Below are 12,129 nucleotides of genomic sequence, written 5' to 3' on the forward strand. Positions count from 1 at the left end.
GAGGTGACACTCCGATCTGACGACATGAGCCGTCGGCTATGACGCCGAAACATCGACGTCGTCCCGGACGCGGCGCCTTCCGCATTGCTCGCCTGATCGGGCCCCTGATCGCTTTAACGTCTCGCCCTTGCACTGCGGCTGCCGTTGCCGTCCTCTCCCACTCCTGACCGTGCCGCGCCCGGCGGCTGCGCGAGTCAACGGACGGAGGGCGCAGGCAAGTTCCAGCGTTTACGATCGTCGGTCGTGGCGACGAAGCGGATGAACTAGGACGCGTTCTACAGGGAACTGGCCGGTCTCGACGAAGACGCGTTGAAGAAGCTGCTGTGGACGTTGTACTGGCGGGGCACCGAGCAGTTCCGGGACCTCAGGAGAGGCACGGCCAGGCCGGGGCCGAGCTCGTGTGGGTGCCGGGCGCAGCCGGTTCTGCACTCTTGCGCTGACGGTTTCACCTGGTCTTCCGGACAATATCGGCCTCGGAAGGAACGGCTGCCGGTGTTCACCGATGAGTGCCGGCGTGCTTGATGCAGGACGACCAGGCTCACTGACGCGGCTTTATGACTATAGGCGATACGTGCGGTGACATCATGAAATGATGAGAGGGTCTTGTGGGACTCTCATTTGCGGGCTCCGGACACCGCGTCGCCTATCAGGCTGCGAAGGGGACAGCTGAATATGGAACCGTTACGCCGATCCGATCCTCGGATCCTCGGTCGGTACCGCTTGTTCGGACGGCTTGGCAGTGGCGGCATGGGCCGGGTCTACCTGGGGCGTTCTCCCGGCGGGCGCCCGGTCGCGGTCAAAGTGATCCATCCGTCGGTCGCGGACGAGCCCGCCTTCCGCACCCGGTTCCGACGGGAGGTGGAGGCGGCGCGCCGGGTCGGCGGGTTCCACACCGCGCAGGTGGTGGACGTGGACGCCGAGGCGGACCCGCCGTGGATCGTCAGCGCCTACATCCCGGGCCCGTCCTTGCGAGACGCGGTGAACGAGCACGGGCCGTTGCCTCCCGCGAGCGTGCTGACCCTGGGCGCAGGTATCGCCGAGGGCCTGTCGGCGGTGCACGCGTGCGGGCTGGTCCATCGCGATCTCAAACCGGGCAATGTCCTGATCTCCGCCGACGGACCGCGCATTCTCGACTTCGGCATCGCCCACCTGGAGGACGCGTCCACGCTGACGGCATCGGGCGCGCTGGTCGGCACGCCCGCGTACATGTCTCCCGAACAGGCGCGCGGGGACGACGACGAGCTCGGCCCGGCCAGCGACGTCTTCTCCCTGGGCGCGGTGCTGGCGTTCGCGGCTACCGGACGCAGCCCGTTCGCCGCGACCTCGATCGCGGCGGCGGTCTACCGGATCCTGGACAAGGAACCGGACCTGACCGGCCTGCCGGACCCGCTGCGCGGCCTCGTCGCCGGATGCCTCGCCAAGGCACCGGCGGACCGTCCGGACGTGGCCGAGCTGATCGAACGCCTGGCCCCGGACGCCAGGCATGAGGATTGGCTGCCCGCGTCCCTCATCGAGATGGTCGCCGAACACTCGCTGACGGCACCCGACGCCGCGGCCCCGGCGCGGGGCCCCGGGATGCCACCCGAACCCGAGACGCCACAGGCCACCGAGGTGCCGCAGGGGGGCGCCGGTCCGACGATCCCGGACAAGGCCGACGCCGCAGCGGCCATGCCCCGGCAGGCCGCCATGAACACCGCCGGGGACCGGTCGCCCGTCCGTCAAGTGGCCGGGGGCCCGCCGCCGGCCACGGACCCGATGTCGCCCTCGGCCGCGCCACGACATCCCAAGAGCGACGGCGAACCCTCTCGCCGCAAGTGGCTTATCGCGATTTCGGCCTCCGCCGCGGTGGTCCTACTCGTGACGACCGGTGTGGTAGCCGCCTGCGCCCCATTCGGGTCGGAACCGGAAGCGAATCAGCCGGGCGCGGTGGTGACGACGGCCAGACCGACCATGGCGGTGACTACGAGGGCCAGACCGTCCAAGGCGGTGACGCCCACGGTCACGCCCACCAAGCCCAGTCGCACGCCGACACCGACGCCGACCACGTCCACGTCCCGTTCCGTGTCGTCGAGGCCGCCGGCAGGACCGGTCGTCGTCCTCACCCGCGGCCGGACCGGCGACTACAACGAGACCTGCCAGGCGCCGGAGTGCGCGAAAATGCACATTGTGATGTCCGGCTTCGAGCCGAACACGGAGTACCACATCGAGCCCGTCTCTCCCACCGACGACTACTCCAACTCCGGCGCGGCGGTGACCACGAACAGCAGCGGCTACGCGGACACGGACCGCTTCGACTACAACGGTGTGGGCGAGAAGGTCTACATCGTGGTGGAGAAGAACGGCACCGAGGTGGCCAGGTCCAAGACCATCGTTTGGCCCAGCGGCTAATGCGGACGACAGTGAGCGATGGCAATCCGGCAGAAGTCGCGGCGGCCATAGCGGCCAACGTCCAGCAGGTGACCAAGGGCGATCCGAAGTTGGTCCAGATGGCGCTGGTCCTATTGACCGCGAAGTAGGCCGATCCGGTCTATCACCCCAGCGTTTGTGACAAAGCTTGACCAGCTCGCTGGCTCGGCCGGGTCGCGCTACTCGTCCAGGGGCCCGCCGGGAAGGTCCGACGGGAAGGAAGGGGGGTCGATCATCGGTGGGCGCATCGAGGCGGGCGGCTCACCGACATCGCCGGAAACGAGCCGGAGGACGACACCGCCCTTCGCCGTGCTCGCCACCTGCAGCGCCAAGACCCCGGTCTCTGCCGGCGGCGGAGGTTGGTTGCCGCCGCACGAGGTGCCTTGGCCGTATTTGTGAAGTTTGAGTGTGCAGTTGGGGTCGAGCGCACCGGATCCTGTTCCACCGTCCGACTTCATCTTGAAGCTGAGTCCGGGCGGTGCGACCTTGACCACGGACAGCGTGTCGATCCCGCCATGGCCGTTCAGTTCGATGTCGACGGGACCGGACACCAGAACCTCGCAGTTCCCGTCGGCGCACGCCGAGACGTTCGTGCCGTCCGCGGGGGTCACCGGGGGCTTTGACGCCGAGCCCTGCGCAGAGGAGTCGTTGGACTCGCCGCCGAAGACCCCGCAGCCTCCGACTCCCAGCATGATGAGCATCGCCCAAGCGCTGACCCGACAGCGATCGAGTACGGCTGGACGTCCTGACGATGTGCGGTTCGACATGCGGCCTGGTCTCCTCATCCGACGGGGGCGGCAGGCTAACAAGCCGATCTCGGGAGGGGTCCCGAGCTCGCCTGGGACGTGTGGGACGTGCGTCCGAGCAAGCCGCCGCAACAACGGGCGGTGGTGCGCACGGCCCGTCCACCCGACGCCCGCGTGAGCGACGCACCACCGCCATCGCCCTGGTCATCAAGGTTGAGGCACCCGTTCCCGAACCAGCCGCAGTCAGCGGGCGGTGGATCGGAGGACCGCTCTCATGCGCAGCATGTAGCCACGGCCGCGCCCCGGTCGAGCACGGCCTGCTCGCGGGGCTCCAACTGGTTCCGGCGGGAGGTGGCCGATACGTTTAACGCGCCCATCCTGGACGCGTGTCCGGATGCTCGGGTGCCATGGCTGTCACCGCCTGTCTGCCGGGACTGACGCTGCGGGAGGCGGTCAGGATCACCACTGCCCTCACGGTGCCGACGGTGCCTGTGCCGGCCGCGGGACTCGCCGAGGCGCTGGCCGACATCCACCGGGTGGGCTTGGCGCACCGCGATCTGAAGGCCGGGCAACATCATGCTGACGGCCGAGGCCCCCGGTTGATCGACTTCGGCATCGCACGGCCGGAGGACGGCACGGCGGTCACCAAGGCCGACGCCCTGCTGGGGACGCCCGATTTCATGTCGCCCGAGCAGGCGTCACGAAGCGTGGCCGGTCGAAGAGCGACGTCTTCTCCTACGGTGCGGTCCTGGGATAGGCGGCGACCGGGAAGGAACCGTTCCGCGGGAACGGCAAGACAGCCACCCTACGGCGCGAGATGTCGACCCAAGCCGATCTCAGCGGCATCGCTAGGGCCGGAATGTCCGATCTCATGGGGGGCCTGTCTGCTCCTAGACCCGGGGATCGGCCTTCGGTCGTCCAGATCCTGAACCCTGCCGGAGGATCGTCCAGATACCGCCCGGGCCGACCAGATGGCGGGTCGCCTACCGCTTCGGACGGGGCAGGCCGGTCTCCGTGGACGGCGTCGAGGGAGCGGGAATGTCGGGCTCCACCACCGGTAACAACCACACCGATTCCCACGACGGAACCGCCTAGCGGGGCTCCTCCAGCAGGTCGAGGTCCTCCGGTGTCAGGACCCCGCGCACCAGCAACGCGGTGATGAGGTTGTGGTTGAGCGCGTTGCCGATCGGCGGGGGGATCTCCTTTTCCAGCAGCCCGGCCACCCGGGAACTGTGCCTCTCGCGCACGGTCTTGACGAGATGCGGGGCCACCTTTTTCGTCCAGCCTCGCTGCGGTTGGAGATGGTGAAGTTCCTCTGCGACCTGGGACCAGGTCAGCGGTTGCGGCTGCGGTTCCTGCCGTAGATAGCGCTGAGCGAGACACACCAGCACCAGGCGTTCTTCCTCCGAAAGGTCCCATGCCTTGGGGTTGTCGGTCTCGTCCTCGTGCACCGCCGGTCCGTTCGGCCACATTCCTCCGATGGCGATCCGTACTTCGAGAAGGTGCTGCCGCCCCTCGGTTACGATGAACAGAGGCGCGTATGTGGAAGGCAATTCCGCGTATTGACCGCTGAGAACAATCTGTGAGTCGGGGAACCGGATCGCCCGCTTGCCGACGTTGCGCAGCACCCATTTCGAGCCTTCGCGCGTAATGGATCCGTGCCGACGGCTGACCTGCCGGTCGTCGGCACCGACACAGACATGGACGTCGCGTTCGCTGCGGCCGAACAACAGGGTGAAACCGGCGTCGGGCGCCACCCGCATACCGCCGTGCGAACCCATGACGAACAGTGTTCCCGACACCGCGGCCTGCGGAACTCCGTGGGCGAGACTGCCGAGGTCCTTTGACAGCAGGCTGACCTTCGAGCGTTCCAGGAAGCGTCCAGGCGGATCTATTGGCATGTATCGGCTCCTTTCATCTAGATGACCGTCACCCAACCGTCGTCATACTGCCAGCCAGCGTCGGCTTTTCCTTAATCGACGGGAAATCGCGAATCAAGTCGAGAGCATCAACCGGTACCCCTTTGACGGAACCGTTCATGATCACGTAGATGGTGAGCGCGATGACGGCGAGATGGGCGCGGGACTCGAACAATCCGAAAGCCGCCCCGCCCCCCTGAGCGGCCCCGGCGCAGCCATCGGCCCACACCTTTCTGGCCAGGCCAGGTGCGCGGCGGCGCAGGCCGGGCAGCGCGTCACCGTGACCATCGACTGTTGGCCTGGCTTGCTACTCATGACACCTCCTCCGCGATCACCTGTGACCTTGCCCTCGCCGTCTCACGAGCCAAGAATGCGGGGAGACCTCGGGACCCCTCCCGGCGCACCGATGTCATTCTCGGCCGGTGCTTGCCATTCGTCACCACCAGAGAAGGGGACATCGACACGACCGACAGTGCGCCAACGCGTTCAAGGGAAGCACCTGGGCGGCGGAGCGGCTCGGCCTGACGCTGAAGGGAATCCAGATCAAGGCGACCGATGCGGATCTCGCCGCCCAGGTCACCAGGTTGAAGGCCGATGACGCCAAAGCGATCCTGCTCAGTGCCTCCGCCCGCCAGACCGCGTCCGTCACCGGCGTGACCCGCTCGATCGGCATGGACGTCCCGATCCTGACGCAGGCGCCCGGGTTCGACCCGGCCCTGCTGGACACTCCCGTCCGCGATGGCCTGGAGAAGCACCTGACCGTCCTGACGTCCTACGCGCCCTACGGGGCAGACATGCCCGGTCCCAAGGAGGTCGCCGCCGCGTTCGAGGCCAAACACCCCGACTCGCCCGCGGACGCGCCGATCGGCTACGTCTCCGCCGACGGCGGAGCCCCCAGAGCACGGCCGGCCACCTGCCGAGAAAGGCCGCGGCGGCCATGCGGGATCGGCGCGCGAAAGTCCGCTGGCTGCGGGCACCACTACGGCCTCGGAAGGTCCATTCCAAAGTCGCCGGTGCGGTCAGCGGGCTTGAGCCTCGGGCAGTACGTCCAGTGCGCGGGCGAGGGCGGCAGTGAGCGAGGCAGCGTGGGCGGGGATGTGCCGCTCGGCCCACGAGGCGGCCAGGCGTGGAAGGCGATCAGGTCTCGTTCGGTGTCGGCCAGCAGACGACGTAGGTCGGCGACGGGCAACTCGATCACCGGGCTGTCATCGCGCTCGGCGTCGACGATGAGCCGGACGATGTCGCCGTGACGTTCGGCGAGGGGATCCGGATCGTGGCCGAGATAGGGGGTCCATGTGTGCCCGTCGACGAGCATGAACCATTCGCGCCATTCCTCTATGCCGCTACAGCAACCGGGCACCACTGCCGTGCCCGTCGCGGTGTCGATGACTCGCAGCCCTCCGGGTGCGAAGAGCGGCTCCATGGTGAGCAGGCCGTGCAGGAAGGCACCGGGTGCGTCGTCGGGACGTGGTGGACGAGCGTCCTCGGGATCTACGTCGTTGGCTTCGGCGAGCCGCATCACCGCCGTGCCGACCTCGATCGGTCCGAGCGTGCCGCCGAGCGGCAGGTATCCGGACGGCTCCGACCAGGCGACCGGCCAGAGGGTGAACTCCTCCGGCGGGAACACCTCCAGGACCGGCTGCATCTCGATCACCTTCGAAGTCTGCCTCACACCCCAGCGGCGCTTCACAGGAAGTCGAGCCGGTGGGAGTCGATCAGTTCGAACGAAGGCCTCGGCTCAGTCCGGGGCGGTGAGGAAGTTCAATCCGGTGTCGCGCACGTCCACGGCGTACCTGTGATGCTTGTTCCGATCGTCGGTGGAGTAACAGAAGTAGTTCGTCCGGCCTGGCCGGACCAGGGTCTTTTCCGGGATCCGGTCGCAGCGGAGATCTTTGTCTCCGGCTCGTGTCCGATCCCGCCAGAACTCCGCGTGCACGCCCGCGCGGGTCACCGGCAACTGTTCGGCTCGCTGGTCCCACCTGAATGTGGAGAGTCCGATCGCACTCGCGTTGGTCACGTCGGTGATATCGACTCGGAAGGGCACCCGCAGGCCCATGTATTGGACTGTGCACTTGAATGTCCGGGGCTGCGGCGGGATCTCGGAAACTTCACACTGGGCCGTGGTGGGGGCACTCACCCCACCCACCTCGACAACGTCCTCCTGTAGATCGTATTTGATCTCTTCCAGGCCCGAGCCGTCTTCGGGTTCGGGGACCATCGGGGTGGGAGTCGCATGACCGGCGGGGGGCCTGGATACCGGTACACCCGCATCGGAGTACTTGTCGCGCCCTTCGAACCACCAGGCCCCAGCGGCGGCGACCGCCAAGAGGAGGGCGAAACCCGACAGCCTCAGCAGGACGGCAAGGCATCCTTGATTCAACGCGCATCCTCGATTCTCATTTGCTGCGGACGAGGCCGATACCGGATCCAATGACATCGACCATGTACGAACCTTGATTCGCAGGTCACAGCGCCGAGCGCGTTCTCCGCCAACGCTTCGTCCGGAGGTCAGGTGACCGTTGCGAGGAGTTGTGCGAGTTCGGTGATGACCGGGTCGGTTTCGCCGAGCCAGATGATGTGGTCGCCGGGCATTTCCACGTAGCGGGCGCCGGGTATCCGCTCTGCGAGGTAGCGGCCGTAGAACGGGTGTGAGAGACGATCGTCCAGGCGTTGCAGGACCACTGTGGGCACCCGCACGTCCGGCAGGGCATCGCGTACGTCGATGTCCGGGATCAGCCGGAGCATGCGGATGAAGTCGTTCGGACTGACCGACATCCGCTCTCGCCGGCCGACCAGCTCGCGGGCACGGCGGGAATCCGCCAAGTGCCGGCAGTACCATTCGATCGTGTCGCCTTGCCCCCACGTATGCCGCGCGGTGTTCTCGAGGGAGGTCATCGCCCGCTCGAAGCGGTCACCGCACGGATAGTCGGCGTCCGGCGTCCATCGTGCGGCCCCGCCCGCAAGGACCAGACCGGCGACCCGATCGGGATGGGCGGCCGCGCAGGCGATGCTCACCGGGACGCCCTCGGAGATCGCGAACAGCACCGCACGGCGGCTGCCGCACGCTTCCATGATCGCGAGTACGTCGCCGGCCTGTCCCTCCGGCGAGTCGTCCCCCATCGTCCGGTCGGACAGGCCGGTGCCCCGTTTGTCGAACATGATCAGGCGGCCGAGCGCGGCCAACCGGTGGAAGAAGCCGGCTGTCTGGGGGTCCTCCCACCACAGGTCCAGGTGGCTCAGCAGCCCGGGCACCACCACGATGTCCGGCCTGCCCGGCCGCTCAGGACCGACCACCTGGTAGGCGAGATGGACCTGGTCTCTTCGCACGTACCTGACCGGCGCGGCCGGGCCGGGCGAGCGGCGCGGGTGCCCTTCCGGCGTGCCGACCAGGGCCGGATCGGCCCGAAGTGCGCGCACCTCCAGATCGCGCAGCCTCCTGGCGGGCTCGAGACCGAGCTCGTCGGACAGGCGCTCGCGGAACTCCCGGAACACCTTGAGCGCACACTCGACTCCATCGGTCCGGCACAGCGCGATCATGAGTTGCTCGACCAGCGACTCGGCGAACGGGTAGCGGTCGCGCGCCTGCGTCAGCCGGTCCACCACGGCCTCGGCGCGTCCCTGGTCGATCGCGGTGCGCGCCCATTCCGCCAGCACCCCGCCATGTTGCAGGTCCAGGCCGTCCCGTGCGCGGTGCGCCCACGGGCCGGGCACTCCCGACAGTGGCTCGGCCCGCCACAACGCCAGCGCTTGATCGAACGCCGCCAGCCGTTCCTGCGCCGAGGTCGCGGTGCGCGCCTGGCGCACCAGGCGCTGGTACCGGGCCAGATCAACGCGTTCGGGGTCCACTTCCAGCCGGTATCCCTGGGAGTCGCGGGTCAGCGACCCGCCGGGGCTTGTGCCGTTCATGAGGGCGCGAAGCCGGGCGATGTAGGAGTACAGGGAATTGTGGGCCTGCGCCGGGGGCTCGTCGCCCCACACCCGATCGATCAGCGTCTCGACCGGCACCGCCGCCCCGGGCCTCCACAGCAACGCCGCCAGCACGCACCGTTGCTTGGCCGACCCCACATCGACCACCTCCCGGCCCACAACCAAATCGACCGGCCCCAGCAGCCGAAACCGCACAGCGCCCCCTCTCGACACCGGCTGCGCCGCGATCATGACCAACCGGGCATCGGCGGCGCCGAGGTCTCGCCGCCACTGGAGCAGCTCAGGTGGGCTGTCGACGTCAGTCACGGAAACTTCTCTCCAGCTCGATGCGCTTGGCCTGGGGAGTCCCACGGATTGGGGCCGAAGGGCGTCAGAAGGGGACGAAGGTGTCCAGGAGCCCCTCGGCGCGGGCGCTGCCGCGGCCGCACAGGACGCGGCAGAACTCGACGGCGTCCATCTCGATGACAGGACCCCCGTGGGCGCTCTCAAAGGACCCGCCGGCGGGGCCGGTCAGCCGTAGTGTGCAGGGCTCCCCGTGCCGGTCCGCCCATTCGGCGACGACGTCGGCGACGAGCACCCCGTCGTGGTCGGCCGTGAGCACGTGCTCCGCCCCGGTGGCACGGACGACGTCGACACGATGCATCCAGGGATCGCGGGTCAGGATCACATCGAACAGGTAGCCGATCGTCCACGGCTCGTCGCGGTCACCGACCCGCTGGGGCGGGTCCAACCGGCGGCGGCGCACGAACCCGGGCGTCAGACGCCGCCGGCGCGCGGCCTTGGGGGCACGCGCGGCGAGTCCCCCGACGATCTGCCCCGGCGTCATGCCGGCGCGCTCCTCGACCTGAAGCGCGGTGAGCTCGTCGATGAACACCCCGCCGCGTTCCCGCGCCAGCTTGATCTGCCGTCGCTGCTCCCGGTACGAGGCGGCGATGTCCACCATGCCCAGCACGTGCGAGGCCATCGCGCGCACATCCCAGCCGGGGCATTCGGTGGGTTTCGCCCAATCCTCGGCGCGCAGTGACCGGAGCAGATCCACCCATCGCTGGTACTCCGCCGCGGCCAGCCGCATCGCCGTGCCGTGCGGCAGTGCCGCCGCCCGCGGCGCCTCCCGCGTGGTCGTGGTCACTGGATGCTCCTCAGACGCGGGCCGGGCACACCGACCTCATCGCAGTACATGTCCACCAGGCGCAGTAGCTGGCGGCGCCAACGCGTCCCACCGGGATCGTTGGCGAGTTGCTGATCGACGAACCCGCTGAGGATCCCCGTCCAAAGGTCGAGGTCGTCCCGGCCGCCCACGCCGGCCGCGCGCATCACCGCGGCCATCTCCTGGAGACCGTCCCGCGAGATGGCGAAGGACTCCTCCGTAGGTGTGAAGCCGGGGATCGTCCGCTGATTCATCAGCTGGTAGCGGGGCAGATCGGCCGCCGCGAAGTCGAAGAACAACTCGGCCACCATCAGCAGGGACCGGCGGCCGGGCTTGGCCGGTAGCTCCAATGCGTCGAACGCCCTGCGCAGATCGCTGTAGGCCTGCGCGAACATCGCGTCGTAGATGGCGTTCTTGGAATCGAAGTGCGAATACAAGGACGGCGAACGCATCCCCACCCGGCGCGCGATCTCACGCAGAGTGATGTGCGACAGCCCGGCCTCCCGGGCGACGTCCCAGGCCGCATCGACGATCTCACGGCGAGTTGCCTCACGGCGTTCGGTGCGCCTATCACGATTAGGAATAGCGCTCACGGTTCGGCAGATTGCCCATGGATGAGCGCCGGGTCAAGGCGTATGGCCGAATACGGCCACAGCGCGAAGCGACGACGTCGGCCGCAGGCGGCGTCGTGGCAGCCGGGCGTGGACGCCGGGTAGTGCCTGGGGGCCGTCGCCGGAGCCGATCGTGGCCATCGCGCGCTGCCGGCACGGCCTGCTGCACCCTGGCTCAGCGGCGGCTTGGTGAAGATCGAGGACGTCCTGCGTCACCACGCTCCTTGTCGGGGGCTGGGGAGGACATGGCGATGAGGCTTCCGGCGGGGAGCCGGAGGCGGACCCGGCCGCCCACGAGGCGGTCGGGGGCGATCCGCGAACGGACGTTCAGCAGCCCGAGCGGGGTCTCGATCTGGTGGAGGAAGAGGCCGCCCAGGTAGTGGTGGCCGACGGGGCGTCCGGCCACGAGGTTGGCCTCGGCGTCCGATGGTCCTTGCGGGTCGGCGCCGTTGCCGCCCTCCGGCTCCCCGTCCGGGTGGAGGACGATGTCGTCGGGCCGGATGCCGATGGTCAACTCCGTACCGACCGTGTGATCGCCCTGCTCCACCCGCAGGTCCGCGCCGCCCACGGTGACCTCGATGCCGGCCGGGCCGCGTCCGGTCACCGAGCACGACCGGATGAGGTTCATGCGGTCGAGGAACGTCGCGACGAACTCCGACTCGGGGGCGCTGTAGAGCCGGTCGGGGGTGTCCTCCTGGGTGATTCCGCCGCCGTCCATGACCCCGACCCGGTCGGCGAGCATCATCGCCTCCTCCTGGTCGTGCGTGACCAGCAGGCAGGTGATGCCGGTGCGGGCGGCCAGGTCCTTCAACTCCATTCGCAGGTCCATGCGCAGCCGGGCGTCGAGGTTGGACAGCGGCTCGTCCATGAGCAGGACCTTGGGCCGCAGCGCCAGCGCCCGGGCCAGCGCGACGCGCTGCTGCTGGCCGCCGGAGAGCCGGGTGACCTTCCGGTCCGCCTGCTCGGTCAGCCGGAACAGCTCCAGCACCTCGTCGACGCGAGCGGCCACCCGGTCCTTGGGAAGCCGCCGGACGCCGCGGCGCAGCGGGAACGCGATGTTCTGACGGATCGTCATGTGCGGCCACAGCGCGTACGACTGGAACACCATCGCCTGCGGCCGTTCCTCCGGGCCGACCCAGACGTCGGGGTCGCGGCCGAAGACCCGCTCACCGTCGATCCACACGGTGCCGTCATCGGGACGTTCCAGCCCGGCCACGATCCGCAGGGTCGTGGTCTTGCCGCAGCCCGACGCCCCCAGCAGCACATAGAACTCGCCCTCGCCGACCGACAGGGACACCCCGCGCAGCGCCGGGACGCGGTCGCGGTCCTGGACGAAGGACTTCGTGACGCCGTCGAGCTCGATCATGGTGTAC

10 protein-coding genes and 1 pseudogene are annotated in these 12,129 nt (G+C 68.7%); 2 read left to right on the top strand and 9 right to left on the bottom strand.

Annotation, left to right across the window (positions count from 1 at the left end; translation table 11 throughout):
- Positions 1–672 precede the first annotated feature (672 nt).
- Positions 673–2,388, top strand: a complete 1,716-nt coding sequence (locus AB0C35_RS02100; RefSeq protein ID WP_358449470.1) for a protein kinase — start codon at positions 673–675, stop codon at positions 2,386–2,388.
- A gap of 197 nt (positions 2,389–2,585) precedes the next feature.
- Here the strand turns inward: AB0C35_RS02100 and AB0C35_RS02105 are convergent, their stop codons facing one another.
- From AB0C35_RS02105 to AB0C35_RS02115, 3 genes are all read right to left on the bottom strand, one after another.
- Positions 2,586–2,957, bottom strand: coding sequence for a hypothetical protein (locus AB0C35_RS02105; RefSeq protein WP_358449472.1), 372 nt, complete (start codon positions 2,955–2,957; stop codon positions 2,586–2,588).
- A gap of 1,286 nt (positions 2,958–4,243) precedes the next feature.
- A complete protein-coding gene (locus tag AB0C35_RS02110; protein WP_358449474.1) occupies positions 4,244–5,053 on the bottom strand; it encodes an FHA domain-containing protein in 810 nt (269 codons plus the stop codon).
- A 28-nt stretch (positions 5,054–5,081) separates the two neighbouring features.
- A complete protein-coding gene (locus tag AB0C35_RS02115; RefSeq protein ID WP_358449476.1) occupies positions 5,082–5,246 on the bottom strand; it encodes a hypothetical protein in 165 nt (54 codons plus the stop codon).
- 247 nt (positions 5,247–5,493) lie between these two features.
- On the opposite strand from AB0C35_RS02115, the pseudogene AB0C35_RS02120 reads away from it, so the two are divergent.
- Positions 5,494–5,940, top strand: a pseudogene (locus AB0C35_RS02120) (ABC transporter substrate-binding protein); the annotation flags it as partial.
- A gap of 110 nt (positions 5,941–6,050) precedes the next feature.
- On the opposite strand, the gene AB0C35_RS02125 reads toward AB0C35_RS02120, so the two are convergent.
- The 6 genes from AB0C35_RS02125 to AB0C35_RS02150 form a co-directional block, all read right to left on the bottom strand.
- Positions 6,051–6,725, bottom strand: a complete 675-nt coding sequence (locus AB0C35_RS02125) for a hypothetical protein (RefSeq protein ID WP_358449875.1) — start codon at positions 6,723–6,725, stop codon at positions 6,051–6,053.
- A gap of 84 nt (positions 6,726–6,809) precedes the next feature.
- Positions 6,810–7,451, bottom strand: coding sequence for a hypothetical protein (locus AB0C35_RS02130; protein WP_358449478.1), 642 nt, complete (start codon positions 7,449–7,451; stop codon positions 6,810–6,812).
- Positions 7,452–7,579: 128 nt separating this feature from the next.
- Entirely contained in the window at positions 7,580–9,304 is a 1,725-nt protein-coding gene (locus AB0C35_RS02135) for an alpha/beta fold hydrolase (RefSeq protein ID WP_358449480.1), read from the bottom strand.
- Between the two features lie 64 nt (positions 9,305–9,368).
- The gene (locus tag AB0C35_RS02140) at positions 9,369–10,127 is read right to left on the bottom strand and encodes a maleylpyruvate isomerase family mycothiol-dependent enzyme (RefSeq protein ID WP_358449482.1); all 759 of its coding nucleotides are present in this window, start codon (positions 10,125–10,127) and stop codon (positions 9,369–9,371) included.
- A complete protein-coding gene (locus AB0C35_RS02145) occupies positions 10,124–10,738 on the bottom strand; it encodes a TetR/AcrR family transcriptional regulator (RefSeq protein WP_358449484.1) in 615 nt (204 codons plus the stop codon). Before AB0C35_RS02145 ends, AB0C35_RS02140 begins: the two co-directional genes overlap by 4 nt.
- A 193-nt stretch (positions 10,739–10,931) precedes the next feature.
- Positions 10,932–12,122, bottom strand: coding sequence for an ABC transporter ATP-binding protein (locus AB0C35_RS02150; protein WP_358449486.1), 1,191 nt, complete (start codon positions 12,120–12,122; stop codon positions 10,932–10,934).
- Between the last annotated feature and the right edge of the window lie 7 nt (positions 12,123–12,129).

It is taken from the genome of Spirillospora sp. NPDC048819, from assembly GCF_040650055.1.
GTDB lineage: Bacteria > Actinomycetota > Actinomycetes > Streptosporangiales > Streptosporangiaceae > Spirillospora.

Excerpts from the sequence above, each read along its gene's own strand:
- AB0C35_RS02100 (WP_358449470.1), top strand. The coding sequence starts at position 673 with ATGGAACCGTTACGCCGATCCGATCCTCGGATCCTCGGTCGGTACCGC.
- AB0C35_RS02150 (WP_358449486.1), bottom strand. The coding sequence starts at position 12,122 with ATGATCGAGCTCGACGGCGTCACGAAGTCCTTCGTCCAGGACCGCGAC.
- AB0C35_RS02110 (WP_358449474.1), bottom strand. The coding sequence starts at position 5,053 with ATGCCAATAGATCCGCCTGGACGCTTCCTGGAACGCTCGAAGGTCAGC.